At 59.1% G+C, this 17417-nt stretch carries 13 protein-coding genes and 4 pseudogenes; 9 read left to right on the forward strand and 8 right to left on the reverse strand.

Translation table 11 applies throughout. The features are described from left to right. Positions 1–405: 405 nt before the first annotated feature. Positions 406–702, reverse strand: a complete 297-nt coding sequence (locus tag E1J61_RS34830) for a hypothetical protein (RefSeq protein ID WP_133098365.1) — start codon at positions 700–702, stop codon at positions 406–408. 655 nt (positions 703–1357) lie between these two features. Beyond that, positions 1358–2548, reverse strand: a complete 1191-nt coding sequence (locus tag E1J61_RS34835; RefSeq protein WP_133098366.1) for an MFS transporter — start codon at positions 2546–2548, stop codon at positions 1358–1360. Between the two features lie 183 nt (positions 2549–2731). On the opposite strand from E1J61_RS34835, the gene E1J61_RS34840 reads away from it, so the two are divergent. The 9 genes from E1J61_RS34840 to E1J61_RS34875 all read left to right on the forward strand — a co-directional run bounded on the left by E1J61_RS34840 (position 2732) and on the right by E1J61_RS34875 (position 12340). Further along, on the forward strand, positions 2732–3694 hold the full coding sequence (locus tag E1J61_RS34840; protein WP_133098397.1) for a GlxA family transcriptional regulator: 963 nt from the start codon (positions 2732–2734) through the stop codon (positions 3692–3694). Between the two features lie 129 nt (positions 3695–3823). Further along, the gene (locus E1J61_RS34845) at positions 3824–4834 is read left to right on the forward strand and encodes a GlxA family transcriptional regulator (protein WP_133098367.1); all 1011 of its coding nucleotides are present in this window, start codon (positions 3824–3826) and stop codon (positions 4832–4834) included. Between the two features lie 364 nt (positions 4835–5198). Then, positions 5199–5360, forward strand: coding sequence for a hypothetical protein (locus E1J61_RS37600; RefSeq protein WP_165971606.1), 162 nt, complete (start codon positions 5199–5201; stop codon positions 5358–5360). Next, positions 5353–6726, forward strand: a complete 1374-nt coding sequence (locus E1J61_RS34850; protein WP_133098368.1) for an aromatic acid/H+ symport family MFS transporter — start codon at positions 5353–5355, stop codon at positions 6724–6726. The genes E1J61_RS37600 and E1J61_RS34850 overlap by 8 nt, the downstream gene beginning before the upstream one ends. Before the next feature lie 106 nt (positions 6727–6832). Next, positions 6833–8263, forward strand: coding sequence for an amidase (locus E1J61_RS34855; protein ID WP_133098398.1), 1431 nt, complete (start codon positions 6833–6835; stop codon positions 8261–8263). 283 nt (positions 8264–8546) lie between these two features. Next, positions 8547–9521 (forward strand): tripartite tricarboxylate transporter substrate binding protein, encoded by a 975-nt coding sequence (locus E1J61_RS34860; RefSeq protein ID WP_133098369.1) that lies wholly within the window; start codon positions 8547–8549, stop codon positions 9519–9521. 178 nt (positions 9522–9699) lie between these two features. Beyond that, positions 9700–11133, forward strand: coding sequence for a 3-isopropylmalate dehydratase large subunit (gene leuC / locus E1J61_RS34865; RefSeq protein WP_133098370.1), 1434 nt, complete (start codon positions 9700–9702; stop codon positions 11131–11133). Next, a complete protein-coding gene (gene leuD / locus E1J61_RS34870) occupies positions 11133–11771 on the forward strand; it encodes a 3-isopropylmalate dehydratase small subunit (RefSeq protein ID WP_133098371.1) in 639 nt (212 codons plus the stop codon). Before leuC ends, leuD begins: the two co-directional genes overlap by 1 nt. A 98-nt stretch (positions 11772–11869) precedes the next feature. After that, entirely contained in the window at positions 11870–12340 is a 471-nt protein-coding gene (locus tag E1J61_RS34875) for an Lrp/AsnC family transcriptional regulator (protein ID WP_133098372.1), read from the forward strand. Positions 12341–12533: 193 nt separating this feature from the next. Here E1J61_RS34875 and E1J61_RS34880 read toward each other — a convergent pair. The 6 genes and pseudogenes from E1J61_RS34880 to E1J61_RS34905 all read right to left on the reverse strand — a co-directional run. Continuing rightward, positions 12534–13442 (reverse strand): annotated as a pseudogene (locus tag E1J61_RS34880) (ISKra4 family transposase); the annotation flags it as partial. Positions 13443–13645: 203 nt separating this feature from the next. Then, positions 13646–14684 (reverse strand): annotated as a pseudogene (locus tag E1J61_RS34885) (IS110 family transposase). Between the two features lie 102 nt (positions 14685–14786). After that, positions 14787–14861 (reverse strand): annotated as a pseudogene (locus tag E1J61_RS38550) (H-NS histone family protein); the annotation flags it as partial. 85 nt (positions 14862–14946) lie between these two features. Then, on the reverse strand, positions 14947–15825 hold the full coding sequence (locus E1J61_RS34895; RefSeq protein WP_133098373.1) for a nucleotidyl transferase AbiEii/AbiGii toxin family protein: 879 nt from the start codon (positions 15823–15825) through the stop codon (positions 14947–14949). Beyond that, positions 15797–16861: a type IV toxin-antitoxin system AbiEi family antitoxin gene (locus tag E1J61_RS34900; protein WP_133098374.1), complete on the reverse strand. Its 1065-nt coding sequence runs from the start codon at positions 16859–16861 to the stop codon at positions 15797–15799. The genes E1J61_RS34895 and E1J61_RS34900 overlap by 29 nt, the downstream gene beginning before the upstream one ends. A gap of 204 nt (positions 16862–17065) precedes the next feature. Further along, a pseudogene (locus tag E1J61_RS34905) lies at positions 17066–17355 on the reverse strand (ISKra4 family transposase); the annotation flags it as partial. Between the last annotated feature and the right edge of the window lie 62 nt (positions 17356–17417).

The raw sequence follows: 17417 nt of genomic DNA on the forward strand, positions 1-17417 counted from the left end.
GTCGAATTTAAGTCTTAAAACGTCCTTGATCATGCGCATGTTCATCCGGTGCGCGGGCATGCTCTCTCCGGCAAAAGCCGGCGAGCATAGCCCGTGCGGTTGATGTCATGCGCAACGCCAACCCTGCCTTCCGGTCCGGTCGGTCACGTTCCCGAAATGCCCGGTCACGTTGCCGAAATCGCCGGTCACGATCCCGAAACGGCCGGTCACGTTCGTCCGAAATACGCACCATTCACGTGGCAGCTCTACTCTGCAAGCGGTCGTTCGATCGCCGAGAGACGGCGTCGCGTGCTGAATCAGGGCAAGGAACTGATACGGAGCGTTGCCGCAGTCTGAGAAGTCTGGGGACAGATACGACCGATTTCCCCCCTCCGCCATGGCATTTGCGGCGGAGGACGCCCCTAACTACTTGCTGGTCTTCTGCTCTTTCTCCTTTGGTGAAGAATTCGGCGTTTTGGGTTCGGCAACAAGAGAAGTCTGGGTCACCGTACCAGCCGTTGCGCGTGTCTTGTCGGTGGCCTGGGTCTGGGTTGCTTGACCATTCTCGTAGCCGGTCGCAACAGATTCCAGATAACCGGTCGGAAACTTCTGTTCGGGTGTTACGGCGGGTTCCGCCCAGACTGTATTGCCGGCACAAAGTGCGACGGCCCCAATGGCAATAACGTGCTGCCATGTTGGGGGCACAAGGAGTTCGTGATTCATTATCGCCTCCATATCCAACCCGGGTAATAACATAGCCTAGCGAGAGTCATGCCACGCCCATGAAAGGACTCCGATTACGGGCATAAAGTAGGTCTGGTAGAATCGATTCAGTTGCTGGAAGCTGATAAGGTTTCATGCCTGAAATAGCAAAGGCATCACTAAAGTTCGAGCCCCGAACCAGTAGCGTTTTCTGAAAGTAGCACCCCAGATTAAAAGGGTATGCATCCGTGTCGAACTACTGCCATTGGTTCGCATTCCGACGTCCGGAGCGAATGCGGAATGGGCGACTGCTTGGATGAACCCTGCCACGCGTTGTGTTTCATCCTTGATTCGTGTTATGGCGAAAGAAGGCAGGAAATTCCTCACACGGATGAAGGGGCAAAGGATGCCGGACCTACCAGCCGATGCGCGAAAAATCGCTGGTGCCTGCGAAGCGGGAGCGCCGTCCGCCCCTTGGATTTTCGCAGCGGGCTAAGAAACGTCTCGCGCGCAGCGGCCGTCGCTTACCTTTGCACCATCCTCCGCAGATAACTGCGCGTTATCGACTCTTGTCGCCGCGCGCAGCAGCAGCTTGCCAGTGCTAATGCTAATTCAGAATCGCGTCCCGGCACTCCCGATCTCGTTGCAGAATCATTTGGGACTGCCATTAAGAAAGTCAGGCTGACTCTGTCTCTCGGGATACTGTCATGCGGTGACGCGCACCATGCCGCTCCAGGCAACGATGCGCGGCTGCGGAGAAAGCCAACGCCATCGCAATCAATGCGGCAGCGACAAGGCTCAGATACTCTCCGCCTGTGAGTGGAAGCACAACACCGCCAAGCACGCCTGAGCAGGCAAGTCCAATGTACGTCGCTGTATTGTTAAGCGCCAGCAGCAGTGGCGCCACATACGGCGACAGTTGTACGAGCCGGTGCTGTTGCGGAACGATGAGTCCCCATCCGCATATACCCCAGATGATCAGCGCGACAGCGGCACTCACTGGATTAGAGGAGGTCAACGGCAGCGCGCAGAAATTGATGATGGCGACCCAGAGCATCGCATTGAGAAGATTGCGGCTGTCGAACCGGTCCACGAGGCGGCCGGACAGCAGGTTCCCCAGCGTCGCGGCCACGCCCCACAACAGGAACATCCCCGCGAGAACCCGCTCGTCGCCGTGGGTTACAGGCTCCAGTACGACACCGGCATACGTGTAGACCATCAGGAAGCCGCCGAACGCGAATAACGAGGTAAGCAATGTCAGCGCGATCCGTTTGTCGCGCACCGGCGCGAGCCGCTCTCGCAGCTTGATGGCTGCGGGCCGCGGAACAGATGGCAGCATGGCCCAGACGCCGATCATGGCGGCAACCCCGAGCGCCGTGACGAACCACAGCGTCGATCTCCACCCTCCAAAACCCCCGATAAACGTACCGATCGGCGATCCAAGTGCAGTGGCGGCGGTGAGGCCGGTCGTTACCGTGGCCAGCGCGCGGCCGCGTTTCTCCGGTGCAGCAAGTGCCGAGGCCACACCCAATGCAGTTGGAGAAAACAGCGCCGCGCCGAATCCCGCCAGCACCCTGCTCGCCAGAACCCAGTGCAAGTCGGTGGCTAGCGCGCTGATGGCGTTGCCGACAACGAAAATGCCAAGGGCTGCAACGAGCAGAAGCTTACGTGGCAAGCCCCCCGCAAGAGCAGCCATGACCGGGGCAGCCACTGCATAGGTCAGCGCGTAGAAGGTAACCATAAGGCCCGCCATGCTGACCGATGTCTGCAACGATGTCGCGATTCCGGGAAGGATGCCGGCGACAACAAAGTTGTCGGTGCCCATCGCGAACATACCCAGCGCGAGTATCACTAGTCGACGATCCATACAAAAAATGCCTGGCTAAAGTTCAGGGGTTGTCTCCGCCCCTTGCAGGAGCGGCTGCCTAGTCACGCTGCCGCCCGCCGCGGCGCTTGACCACGAGGCAATCATATTCGTCGTTGACCGTGTCTCAAATGTCATATATACCATCAAATCAGGACATGGCTCATGACAGGATTCAAAGTACCCATGCATACAATTGGTTTTGTTGTCTTCCCTAACTTCTATTTGATGGGCCTGGCCGCGGTCACTGCATTCGAACTTGCAAACGTCGTTCTCGAAGAACGGGCGTATGAAGTCACGGTGCTGTCGGAGGAAGGCGGCCTGGTCCTGTCGTCCGCAGGAATCCGCGTCGAGTCACAGCCGTTTGGTGACACCGCATTCGACACGGTCATGTTCGGCTCTGGTGTCGAGATTGACATCGTTTCCGCGGCGCTGACGGCATTCGTCAGACGCTCTCTGAAGACGTCGAGGCGCATCGCGGCGCCCTGCACTGGCGCCTTTATCCTGGCACACGCAGGCGTCCTCGACGGGCGGCGCGCGACGACCCACTGGCGGTTCGCACACGACCTGCAGCGGCACTTCCCGAAAATCGCTGTCGAGGAGGATCAGATTTTCATCGTGGACGGACCCATCTGGACGTCCGCGGGCATGACTGCAACCATTGACATGGCGCTCGCCATGATCGAAAAGGACCACGGCCAGGAAGTGTCGCGCGCCGTGGCGCGCAAGCTTGTCATCTACCATCGGCGCGCGGGTGGCCAGTCGCAGTTTTCCACCCTGCTTGACCTCGACCCGAAGTCCGACAGAATCCAGAAGGCGATCGACTACGCCAATGCCAATCTGCGTAACGCGTTGACCGTCGACGAACTCGCAGACGTCGCCGGCCTAAGCGCGCGCCAGTTCAGTCGGGCATTCAGCGCGGAGACCGGTCAGTCGCCCGCCAAGGCCATCGAGCATTTGCGCGTGGAGGCGGCGAGGCTACTGCTGGAGAAAGGACGTCTTTCGCTGGACGTGATCGCGCAGGAGGTCGGATTTTCTGATCGCGAGAGAATGAGGCGCGCCTTTTTGCGCACAATCGGGCAGCCGCCTCAGGCTGTCCGCCGCATGGGCCGCGACGTGCGTGGGCCTGTTCTGCGCGCCGATCCATGAAGTCCAATAGCCATCCACTCGTGCGCGTACCCGGGAACGCGCCGCAGGCTCGAAAGAAGCACTGCGCCAGTGCCTGCACGGGGACGCTGCAAACTGAGCAAGCTCGCGAGCGAGAATCCTTCTTGTAATATGACGAAGATCACCGTCGGCATACTGCTATTCCCCGGCTTTCAACTTCTGGACGTGGCAGGTCCACGTGATGCGTTTTCTGAGGCCGAAGCGTTGAGTCGCCGCGTGCACCAGTACAGCATCATGACGATTGGATCGACGCGGGGTAGCATTACTTCTTCGAGCGGCATGACAGTCGTGCCTGACCGCACGATTTTCGATCCTTGCCCAGAGTTCGACACTGTTCTTGTCCCGGGCGGCGTGGGCATCTTCGATGCAATGCAAGACATAAGTCTTTGCGAATGGGTTGCAGCCCGTAGCCGAACCTGTCGCCGGCTTGCCGCGATATGCAATGGTGCATTCCTGCTTGGAGCGGCAGGATTGCTCAACGGCAGAACGGCAACTACCCACTGGATCGATGCCATCAACCTTGCCCGTCAGTTTCCGCAGGCCATTATCGAGGCGGATCGCATCTACGTTAAGGACAAGAGCATCTACACGACTGCGGGGGTGACTGCAGGCATCGATCTAAGCCTGGCATTGATCGAGGAGGATTACGGCAGGGGACTCGCACTCGATGTCGCTAAGTACCTCGTCGTCTATCTGCGGCGTGCGGGTGGTCAGTCCCAGTTCAGCCCCTTACTGGATGCCCAGGGAACGGCAAACTCGGAAGTCGAGCGGATACAGCATTATCTGCAGGAAAACCTGCGTCAGCAACATACCCTCGATTCCATTGCAAAAAAGGCGCACATGAGCGCCCGCAACCTTTCACGGCTGTTCGCCCGCGATTGCGGCATCAGCCCCATGGCGTTCCTCAACGACGCGCGAATCGATGCTGCCAGGCGCTTTCTGGAAGAGACCGATTTCTCGATGAAGGAAATCGCCACGAAGTGTGGGTTCGATAGCCAGACCGGGCTGCGCCGCGCATTCCAACGGAGGCTTCAGCTAACGCCGCTGGAGTACAAACAGCGCTTCCGCTCCATGCAGCCGGAAAAGCGGAAGGCTAGCACAGCATCCCCGAAGATCAAATGATCAACCGGGCCTGACGAGCCGGCAGGATGCTCAAAGTGTCGCAAAGTGAGCATCCACGACGCCCGCCCTATCAGTTCCCTTTCGATCCCCCTCCAGAAGCGTCCCGCACAGAGTTGTCCGGATCGGTACACACAGACAGTTCCAGCCACGCTGGCGAACCGCTTTTGCCAATCTGATTACTGCGGCGGACACCATGCAACTCGTGAATTAAAACACCAAAATCCGCTCCTACAATCCAATCACGATATGACACGTGCACGGGCCACAGAATATGGCAGAGAGCATGGGTCGGCTCGTTCGCATCTTCGCTGGCCAATGAAATTTCCTTCGCCAGGCAAGGAGCAAGCAACATCAGGAGAAATCAGTGGATATCTTGATTCCTATCGCCATGGCGATTGGTACGGTGGCCGCCGGTGTATCAGTGACGATGCTCATCGGCACCTTTGTCCCGGAGAAAATTTTCCTTAGCGCAGAGAAGCACGGTCGATATTCATTAATAGACAGGCTGGAGGAAGACAATGCGTAATATCGACATACTCAAGCTCGCGGAAAGTTCGCGTTTTTCATCGCTGCACGGCGTGGTGCTCGCGTGGTGTGCGCTGGTCATTATCTTCGATGGGTATGACCTCGCCGTCGCGGGTCTGGCCTTGCCCTACATCATGAAGGATCTCAATGTGGGAGCCACGCATGCGGGCATGATGGTGAGCGCGGCACTATTTGGTGCGATGTGCGGTGCGGTATTCCTGGGGACCCTGGCCGATAGAATCGGCCGTCGCCGCGCCATCGCGCTCTGCGTCGCACTGTTCAGTGTGTTTACTGCCGCGGCGGGACTGACGCGCGACCCCGTGACATTCGGTGTGTTCCGCTTTGTGGCCGGTCTGGGTATTGGCGGTGTGATGCCGGCCGTGGTAGCGCAAATGACTGAGTTTTCGCCACGCAAGATGCGCGGCACGCTGGTTACCTTGATGTTTAGCGGCTATTCCGTGGGCGGCATGATTGCGGCGCTTCTTGGAAAAGGCCTGATCGAACACTATGGCTGGCAGGCGGTGTTCTTCGCCGCGGCCGCGCCACTCGTGATCGTTCCGTTCCTGCTCCGGTCGATGCCCGAGTCGATACCCTACTTGATCCGTGCGCGCCGGAACGTGGAGCTCGCCGCCATTGCCGTTCGACTGAGCGCCGACTACACGCCGCGCCCAGACGACCAATTCGTGATTCCCACCGAGCCGACTACCGTGTCCACGCCTATCCGGAGCCTGTTCGCAAACGGCCGTAGCGTGAGTACGTGCATGTTCTGGGTAACGTTCTTCATGTGCCTGTTTATGGTCTACGCGCTGAGCTCCTGGCTGACGAAGATCATGGCCAATGCAGGCTACAGCCTCGGATCTGCGCTGACCTTCGTACTGATCCTCAATCTGGGCGGCATGATTGGCGCAATCGGCGGCGGCATGCTGGCCGACCGGTATAGCATCAAGCGCGTGCTGCTTTGCATGTTCGCACTGGCTGGCATCTCGATTACCCTGCTCGGCTACAAGCCACCTTCTGAGGCGCTGTATGTCCTGCTGTGGCTGGCCGGAGCGTCAACCATCGGCACGCAGATCGTGGTCTACGCTTACGCCGGCCAGTACTATCCTCTGTCGATCCGCACCACGGGCATCGGTTGGGCGTCCGGCGTTGGCCGCCTGGGAGCGATCTCGGCACCAGTGATTCTTGGCTTCGTTGTAGCCATGACCCTGCCGCTGCGACTGAATTTCCTCCTGATGGCTGTTCCCGCTGTCATCGCATTCATCGCGGTTCTGCTGATCGATCGACAACCGCGCCCCCGCGACACCTGGGCGTCCCATGGCAACTTGCCGCACGGGCCGGCCACGGCAACCGCCGTCAATAAGCGCTAGGCGCGACACCGTGGCCCACCCATACCGGACACCGTACCGGGCCCGCAACAGCAGAAAGAATTCCATGACGCATTCAGGACAAATCTTCAGCCCAAGCGACCGTGCAATGAGCACGTGCCATCTTCCCACCTCCAGCGAACCATGGCGCTGGCACGCCACGGAAATCAGCGCAGCGATACATGCTGGCCATGTGTCCAGCGCGGAGGTCGTGGAAAGCGTCTATGCGCGGATCGAAAGTGTGAATCCGTCCCTCAATGCCATTGTCCACATGGACCGCGACCGTGCCCTCGCCAGCGCGGCCATCATAGACCGGCAACGCAGCCAGGGCCGTGCGATGGGGCCGCTCTCGGGCGTGCCCGTCTCCATCAAGCTGAATGTCGATGTACAAGGCGAGGCCACCACCAATGGCACTCCCCTGTGGAAAGCGCGGATTGCGCCAGACGATAGCGCCGTGGTGACCAATCTGCGCCGCGCAGGCGCCATAGTCATCGGGCGCACCAATACACCGCCCCACTCGTTCCGCTGGTTTACCGAGAACACGCTCCATGGCCGCACGACCAATCCATGGATGTCGTCGGTGACCTCCGGCGGGTCAAGCGGCGGCGCTGGCGTCTGCGTTGCTGCGGGCATGGGCCCGATTGCCCACGGCACGGACATTGCCGGCTCCATTCGCTATCCCGCGTACGTCAACGGCGTGGTTGGCCTGCGTGCGACGCCCGGCCGGATTCCTGCCCATCACCCCACGACGCCCCAACGATTCTTCGGTTTGCAGGCGATGTCTGCCCAAGGACCGTTGGCGCGCAGTATCGCGGACGCGCGGCTGGCGTTGGAGGCCATGGCCGCTGGCGGTGGCGTGGATCCGTTGTGGGTGGACTCGCGGATGCACTACGGCGACGATCGCGCACCAGTGCGTGTAGCGTTAGTTGACGAGATTCGCGGTGTCGAGCTGGATCCGCCGGTGCTCGACGCCCTGCGCAAGGCCGCCGCCGCCCTGACCGCTGCCGGCTACCAGGTGGAACGCGTCAGCATGCCTGACTTGGACCGCGGCGTTGACATCTGGCAGCGCATCGTCATGACAGAGTGCAAGTTCGGGATGATCGCCGCTGCGGATGCCATTGGCGATCCAAACATCAGCATTTCGGTGCATAACATGGCGCGGTGCGTGCCCGAGGTCGACTTGGCGGGCTATGCACAGGCGATCGCCGATCGGGACAATTTCCGCCGCGAATGGTGCGAACGATTCGCACAGTACCCGCTCGCGCTGTTGCCGACCTCATGTCACGCCCCACTGCCATGGGGCAGCGACCTCGGCTCCGTAGCCGAAATGAAGGCCCTGCTTAGGGTGCAAAGTCCGCTCATCGCAGTGGCGGCAAGCGGCTTGCCGGGGCTTCATGTGCCGACCGGTGTGGCCGATGGCCTGCCAGTGGGCGTGCAATTGGTCGCCGGCAGTTTCCGCGAAATGCGCCTGCTTAACGCGGGAGAAATCATTGAGACCGAATGCGGACATCTCAACGAGGTGCGTTGGACACAGGAATGACAGAGTGTTGCCGCCACCACTAAGTTGATCGCCCTGGGATCGGCCGCTTCCCCTCCTCTGTCGGCACACAGAGCCGGTCACTGACGGTGGACGGCATTACATGCTGAAGCATTGCTTGGTGGTCCATTGGATCGGCATCACATTCTGCCGGCTCGCAGGTAGAGTCTTCCCTCACGAACGGCGCCACAACCCCAGGCTGGAGTGCATCTTCGCCACGACCCTCGCGTTGTGGGGGCGCTCCCTTGCTTCAATCCACGTGCGCCAGAAAACAACGGAGACAAAGATGAAACTACGACGAAATTTGCTCGTCCTTGCACCGGCAGCCCTGGCTTGCGCCATGGCAACTGCACAGCCGGCACCCGTTTATCCAAATAAGCCGATCAAGATTGTTGTCCCATTCGCGCCCGGTGGCACGACGGACGTGCTGGCTCGCCTCCTGGCTCACCGCATGACAGTGGCTTGGGGCCAGCCTGTGATAGTGGAGAACAAGCCCGGTGTGGGTGGAACAATCGGTGCGAGTATGGTCGCCAAGTCGCCGGCCGACGGTTACACGCTGCTGCTAGGAACGGTTCATCATACGATCGCCCAAGCGGTGTACAAGACCCTGCCCTATAGCTTCGAGCGCGACTTCGCACCGGTCGGCGTGATCGCAATGGTGCCCAACGTGGTGGTCGTGAACACTGCCGTGTCCGCAAGGACAATCGGGGACTTCATTTCGCTTGCCAGGTCGCAACCGGGAAAGCTCAACTACGGAACTGCTGGCGCGGGAACGGCGCACCACCTTATCGGCGAGATGTTCAAGAAGCGAGCGGCCGTTGACTTTGTGCACGTGCCATACAAGGGCAGTGGCCCAGCCGTCACCGATCTGCTTGGGGGTCAGGTGCAGGTGATGTTCGACACCGTTGCCTCTGCTCTGCCGCATGTCAAGGCAGGCAAGACGCGGGCCCTGGCCGTGACTACGGCAAGGCGCTCCTCCGCTTTGCCCGATGTTCCCACGCTGTCGGAAACCGTGCTGCCCGGCTTTGATGTCGGAACCTGGTTTGGCATCGTTGCTCCCAGGGGGACGCCCACGCCGGTCGTGCAGAAAATCTATGGCGAGATAGACCGCATGGCAAAGGCTCCTGACATTCGTCGGCAACTGCTCGAGCTAGGGGCTGAGCCCATCGGCAGCACACCCTCGCAGATGAGCGCACAAATCAAGGCGGAGTTGAGCGCCTACGAGGTGCTAGCCAGGCAGGTCCACGTGGTTATCGAGTGACCAGGCACGGTTGAACCCGGATTACCGGTTCACGACGACCTGCAATCCGGCTTCCGGTCTCTCCAGCGTTCATTGCTTGCCGAAACGTTGATGACATGGAGAGGCGATACACGGCCACGCAGCGAAGGCATCGGAAGATTCAGTTGCCAACTTATAAATCATGACAACAGGCTTTTGCATGCAAACTGCTTTTGCGGCACGTACCCTTTATGACAAACTCTGGCAGAGCCATCTCGTCGACATGAATGAAGACGGTGAGGCACTGCTTTACGTTGATCGACATCTGCTCTACGAGGTGACCAGTCCTCAGGCCTTCGAAGGACTTCGCCTGGCGAACCGCAAACCGTGGCGGCCGGAAACCGTACTTGCCACCGTGGATCACAACGTTCCGACGACTAGGGCTGAGCGGACAAGCATAGACAGCATCCCGGATCCGCTGTCACGACAGCAGATTCGGCAGCTCAATACGAACTGCCGCGAGTTCGGCATCACGCAATTCGACATAATCAGTTCCCGGCAAGGAGTCATCCACGTGGTGGGGCCCGAACAGGGGGCAACGTTGCCCGGGATGACCGTTGTCGCGGGCGATTCGCACACGAGCACGCACGGGGCATTCGCAACAATGGCCTTTGGTGTCGGTACATCCGAAGTCGAGCATGTTCTTGCCACGCAATGCCTGGCCATGCGTCCTATGCGAACCATGCTCGTTCAGGTGGAGGGGGCACTTCCTCAAGGCGTGACCGCAAAGGACTTAATCCTCGCCATCATCGGTCGCATCGGCACGGCCGCCGGCACCGGCTTCGCCATCGAGTTTGCCGGCAGCACAATCAGGTCGCTGTCGATGGAAGGTCGCATGACGTTGTGCAATATGGCCATCGAAGCGGGTGCTCGCGTTGGCCTGATCGGTGTCGACGAGACGACTATCGAGTATTTGCGCGATCGGCCCTATGCTCCTCGCCCGGATCAATGGGACGCAGCAATTGCCTACTGGCGTACGCTGGTGAGCGACAACGGGGCCGTGTTCGATCGCACGGTCGAGATCGATGCAAGTGAACTGCGGCCGATGATCAGCTGGGGAACGTCGCCGGAAATGGTTGTCACGGCGGATGAGCGAATTCCCGATCCCGCCCAGGAAGCTGACGCAGTCAAGCGAGCTGGCATGGAGCGCGCCCTCGCCTACATGGGGTTGAAGCCCGGCACTGCCATGCGAGATATTCGTATCGACAAGGCATTCATCGGTTCCTGCACCAATTCCCGGATCGAAGACCTGCGTGCGGCCGCCGCCATCGTGGCAGGACGACGGATTGCTTCGTCCGTTCAACTCGCACTCGTCGTTCCGGGGTCGGGACTGGTCAAGGCGCAAGCCGAGTCCGAGGGCCTGGACCGCGTGTTCATGGCTGCCGGTTTTGAGTGGCGCGAGCCCGGTTGTTCGATGTGCCTCGCCATGAACGACGACCGTCTCAACCCCGGAGAGCGTTGCGCGTCGACTTCGAACCGTAACTTCGAGGGCAGGCAAGGCGCAGGCGGGCGAACGCATCTTGTCAGTCCCGTCATGGCGGCCGCGGCAGCGATTGCCGGGCACTTTGTCGATATCTCGCGGGAGGAAATCTAATGCAACCGTTCACATGTCTTGAAGCCGTCGTGGTGCCGCTGGATCAGCCTAACGTCGACACGGATGCCATCATTCCGAAGCAGTTCATGAAGGCCCTCTCCCGCACCGGATTTGGAGATAACCTCTTTGATGAATGGCGCTATCTTGACCGTGGCATGCTAGGACAGGATGCCTCGAAACGCCCTAAGAATCCGGATTTTCCGCTCAACCGACCTTGCTATGCCGAAGCCCAAATCATACTTGCCAGAGACAATTTCGGCTGTGGATCGAGCCGCGAGCATGCTACGTGGGCGCTGCATGATTACGGCATCCGGGCTCTGATCGCGCCGAGCTTTGCGGATATCTTCTATGCCAACTGCTTCAAGAATGGGATTTTGCCCATCGTTCTGCCTGCGGATGTGATAGATGCGCTTTTCACGCTGGTTGGGGAGAGCCCCGGCACCAAGTTCCATGTTGACCTGCAGGCCCAGATTGTCACGCCGCATCGCGGCAAGGCGATCTCGTTCGAGCTGGGTGCCAGCCGCAAACAGCGACTCCTCCATGGATTGGATGACATTGCCCTGACGCTCCAGAGCGCGGAAAGCATCCGATCGTACGAGGCGAGACGCAGATCGAATGAGCCCTGGCTCTTCAACTGAGGTGGCAGTACGGATGGTGAAACACCGTTCACGTGCCGTCAGGCGAGTGGCTCCTTGCGAGAAACCATGGATTGAAGCGTTGTGAACGTCTTGACGCCATGAAACTGGACGCCATTGATCTCCGTATCCTGGACGAGCTTCAGAAGGACGGCGCGCTTTCCAATGTCGAGTTGGCGCGCCGGGTCCACCTATCCCCGTCGCCTTGCCTGACGCGTGTCAAGGCCCTGGAGACCGCCGGCGTGATCGAGCGCTATGTAGCGCTGGTCAAAGCACAGGCGCTGCACCTGGGCCTCAATGTGTTCATCTCCATCAGCCTGACCACCCAGTCCAAGAAGTCGCTTTCCGAGTTCGAGCGGTGTATCGCCGAGCACGACGAAGTCATGGAGTGCTATCTGATGTCGGGGGACAGCGACTACCTGATACGAGTCGCCGTGAGCGACATTCCCGCGCTGGAGAAATTCATTCTCGAGCAACTGACGCCGATATCGGGCATTGAGAAGATCCGTTCCAGCTTTGCGCTCAAGCAGGTCCGGTACAAGACTGCGCTGCCGCTTCCATTACGTAAATGAGGGCTCAGCGGCGCAGATCATCGTTCACCTTCCCCACCATCCCTTGGGGTGCGCGGCATGCCCGGGGCCTGCCGTTGCGACATTGGGCGCGACTGATTCAGGACCAGCGCATGACGCCGGCGCGGGCCGTTGCGGCGGGGAACTTTCCGCAAATCGAAGTGGAACTAGGAGACCGCGCCAAACCGGGGGCTGACTAAGCGGCAAGGCGGTGGCCCCCTTCTCCGGCGACGGACGGATACCATCGTTCAACGTAAGACCGGAGCTGGTCATTGAGCACAGCAGTCCGGATTTGTAGCAGGTTGTGCGCGTGCCGAGGCCGCCAGGCCATCTGCTGCCGTTTGACGAATCGCTTGCTGACCACCTGGTTGACAGCTGACTCGACAAAACCTGATGCAATGGGCTCCCCATGCCGATAGCGGTCACCGTAGTTCACGATGAAGTGCCGATTGTTGTCGAGGTAGACAATGAACTCCTCGAGCTTGCCGAGGAGTTTGGCCTCTTCGGGGCTGGCCTCGGCGTCCAGATCCCAGCCCAGGCTTTCCAGTCGGCGCAACGCCGGATAGGGGCAGCCGTGCCACAGGTGCCACTTTGCGCCATGCAGCGCCTTGATCAATGCCGCGTTGGTCGGGCCGTCGCAGTATGCCGGCCGGCCCTTGATCATCTGTTCGAGGTTCTGTACCCGCATGGCGATGTGGAACCAATCGAGAACGTACTCACCGCGGTCACCAAAACCGAGCTGCGCAAACCGTACGGTATCCCCGCCGTCCGACAGAAAGGTCACCGGCTGACTGGGTTGCACACCCTCACGAAGAAGGAAATTCCACATACGATCGGCCGGTCGGCGCTCCAGTTTATGCACGTAGGCAAAACTATGCCCGCCATCCTGATTCCGCAGGGACTTCCCAACAATCACTTCAAACCAGCCGTCCTGGCGGCGCCGGTGTCCGGCCCGCCGAAGGAAGCCGTCAATGCCAACCGCGCGGACCGGACATCGGAAGCCATGCGCGCATTTTAGGTGCCTCCTTGGCCTCTCGGTAGCGGTCCGGCCGTCAGCCCCCGTACATGGACGCCCCCAGTTTGCCAAGCGCTCGTTCAATGATGACCGGAAGGTGGATTGCAACCGTACATTCGGACTTTCGCTGCGGCATCGCCGCTGTCCCTGATGGGTTTCGCTGGCCAGATCCCTCTCGCTTTGCCGCACTCAGAAGTGCTTGGGGGCTGTTGCCATCATTTCATGATTGCCTGAGCAATCTGTGGTCTGCTTCTCCTACTGATACCGCTTCACGCCTTAAATGAGAGAACTGCCTACGCTGCTGCAGCCGCAGGAGTGTAGGCAGGTCGGTACTGCCTGTCATGCCTCCATAATGCCCACACAGTTCGAGCGATCTTGTTGGCCAGCGCGACAGCGGCTATGTTGCTATTGCGCCGACGCGCCACGTCGTGGACCCAACCTTGCTCCATACCCTTGCGTCGTGACGCGAAGATTGCTGAGCGCGCACAGTGAATCAACAACGTCCGCAAGTAGGAGTCGCCACGCTGACTTGCTGATTCCAAGCAGATTTTGCTTTCCACCGCTTGAGTGTTGCCTTGGCACCAGGCCTAGCCAAGCGGCCAACTCTCGGCCGTTCTTGAAGTGCTTCGCGTCCCCTATAGTTGCCACCAGCGCAGTGGCTGTCACGGGGCCGACACCTGGTATCTTCTCGAGCTTGCAGGATAGGTCGCTCTGCCTGTGCCACGCCCTGATCTCTGCATCGATTTCTGATACCTGTTGGTGAAGCGCTTTGAGATGTGCCATCAAGCGCTGTATGAGCTGCCGGAACGTCCCCGGTAGCTCGTTCGAGCCGTCCTCAATGATGTCGGGGACCTTTTCCGCAATGCAGGCGATTCCTTGAGGTAGGACGAATCCATACTCGCTGAGCAGGCCACGGATCTGATTGGCCTGCGCGGTGCGAGCGCTCACAAATCTCTGGCGAGCCCGATGCAAGGCCAACATCGCCTGCTGCTCGACATTCTTGATCGGTACAAAGCGCATGTTGGGACGGGTTACCGCTTCACAAATCGCCTCTGCGTCGGCGGCATCGTGCTTGTTGGTCTTGACATAGGGCTTGACGAACTGCGGTGCCATTAGGCGGACCGTGTGCCCCATGCCTTGTAGCCTCCTGGCCCAGTAATGTGCACTGCCGCACGCTTCCATGCCAACAAGGGCGGGCGCAAGGTTCGCGAAGAATATTGCCACCTGATGGCGTTTGAGTTGTCTTCTCAAGACGATCTTGCCGTTCTCAGAAACACCATGAACCTGGAAGACGTTCTTCGCCAGATCGATGCCGATGGTAGTAGCCTTCATGATGGATGCTCCCTTCCGTGAAGTGGTGATATGCAACTCCACTGTGGCACATCGATGCCGTTTGGTTGGGGGCGTCCATCCCATTGTTTTGGCGCACTCTCCTTATCCGACGCAGTAGACGCTCTGCCCCGCATTGACCGCCCGCCGCAGCCAATCGGGCATCTCGCCCTGCCCGTCCCCTCTACTCCGATTTGGCGCGGTCTCCACTATTGCGCTCCTGCCGGTTGTCGCACATCTTCAGATTCGATCAGTCTTGCTTCGTCTACATAGGTGGGATGAACATTTCTCGGAAAGTATTCAATCGTGCTTGAACCCGCATAGGGTCCGATTCGCCATCACGCAAAGCGAATCGATCACCGAAGGCCATATGCTCCAAGAGCAATTGGTATTTGACCTCGTCGTCAAAGACCTCACAGATCTGCGTACGCGCCTCTGCCGACGCAATCGCGCTACTGTCCTTCGCCAGCAGCGCAGCAGCGGCGAGATCGATATCGAAGCCATACTGCTCCATGAGCCCGCTTTCCTGGCCGTAGAGTCGATCCTCATTGCCAGCACCGGCGTAGCTGCTCAGAAGAATCAGGAGATCTGTTGCATCACGCTTGCTCTCATGATGACGATCTCTCCAAGCGAGCAACTTGAGAATCGCCATTGCGGGAAGCGACGCAAATGGAACAAGTAGATCAGCGTCGACCTGGACGGGAACAGCAGCCTGAGAGGCTTCGCGAAAGCCCGCGACATTCATGACCGTATCCATATCCGGTGGCCACGCTATGCTGGCCGCAGGATTTTCGACGTTACCAAAAGGGATGATATCAAGCTGCATTGCCTCCGCAGGGGCAGAACGATAGATCAGCTTATGTGGGTTCTTAGGAATTGTATGAAAGCGTCCAGTTGCCGTCAGACTCTGCTTAAATGCGTTATGCAAGGCCCAATCAGCAACACAGATGCCAATATCCACGTCTAGGGTTGCGCGGCCAGGCGGAGCACCAAAGACGTGCTCGAGGATGACAATCCTCGCCATGGCCCCGCCCACAAAATACTCAATTCCCATGGCCCTCGCGATCTGGTCCACTTCGCGGAGTAAAGATATTGTGGTGGCATCAATTGGCCGATCAAGTCGGAGTGTATGGGCGATGGCCAAGATAGTCCTCTTTGATTTTTCGGGCTAGGTCCACGTTGCGAGATTCGCGGGAATCAAGTAGATCCGCATAAACGAGAATAGGGTGTGCCACGTCCGCTGGCACGCCCATCGGCTGCGGAGAAAGCGTGGGCCAGAATGCCTGGACGATCTCGATTTCACCTTGTGGATCAGCGCGCAGACGTGCCTCGAGGATCAACTGCTTGGGCGACGTTGAGGCAGCGTACAGCATGACACGCTGAGGTCGCAAATGATGGGTCAACTTTGCCGCTGCGACTTCGGCACTGAAAACTGCACCGTGCTTTGAGATATCGCTGGATTGCCACCAGTCTGATCTATCCGCGGAATAGCGCCGGCAAGCCAGTTTTGGCCTTAGTTTGATGGGATAGAGAGACACCCACTCTTCTACCACGCGATCCCAATCTCCAAACTGGCGCTTGCCGTTTGCGCCCACGATGAGTAGTTGGCGTTCAAGGAAGTCGTCAATCGCTACGTTGACAGTGCTGATTGCCACCTGGGCAACTGAGGCAATAGCTCGATACGGCGCACTCACGAGTGTGGGATTCGTGATGAGTGCGTATAGCACCTCAAGCTGTTTGGGGCTGCCGGTGCGCCTAGGCAAGGCAGTTTTTTTTCGCTCGCGATTGCGACGGCCGGCGATGTAGAGCAAAGCCTCCGGCCGGTTCAGCGAGACATTTCCTGCAGTGTCGAGGAATGAAAGCTGGTTGTCTCGCAAGCTTTCGGCCATCTCGGGCGAAAGATAGTCCGTGACCAACAGCAGTTGCTCTCCGAGTTCCTCCTGAGCTTCCTTGAGCCTAGCAACGGTAGCAAACCTATCAATGCGGGCTTTCACTTCGACCGGCATCGTGAATGTACGGCCGTGCCCGAGATCAAAGTGCATCAGTCCGCCCAACAGCGAGCGTGGGCCCGAGGAAACTGGTCCCTCGGACACGGCCCGCATGCCGGTGGTCTGCTCAAACGCCAGAGCGGCGTCTTCCAGAAGAAGTCTCTCCAATTCGCTGTGATAAGGGTTCTGCATACGCTTGCTGTACGATTTCCATGCAGTGTACGCGTTACGTGAACAAGCGGCAAATATCGCATGTTAAGTGTTTCAAGCTGCACATAATGTACGCGTTCCGCGTACATCTGCAAGTTTCGTACAATCAGCTATCCTCGTCCTCTGAGACCGAGCCGATCGGCACCGAATCAGATCAGGAGACCGCGCCAAAACGAGGGCTGACTAAGCGGCATGTTGGCGTTTGACGAACCACTTGCTGGCTACCTGGTTGACGGCCGACTCGACGCACCCCGATGCAGTGGGCTCCCCATGCCTATGGCGGTTACCGTTATTCACGATGAAGTGCCGGTTGCTGTCCAGGTAGACGATGAACTCCTCCAGTTTGCCGAGGAGTTTGGCTTCTTCGGGGCTGGCCTCAGCGTCAGATCCCACCTCAGGCTTTCCAATCGATGCAACGCCGGATAGGGGCAGCCGTGTCAGAAGTGCCATTTGGCGCTATGCAGTGCCCTGATCAATGCCGCAAGCGTGGCCGTCCTCCTCTCGTGAACAATCTGCGACGACCAGTCTACGCCCGGAT

Origin of the sequence: Cupriavidus sp. L7L, assembly GCF_004353535.1 — a bacterium.
GTDB lineage: Bacteria > Pseudomonadota > Gammaproteobacteria > Burkholderiales > Burkholderiaceae > Cupriavidus > Cupriavidus oxalaticus_A.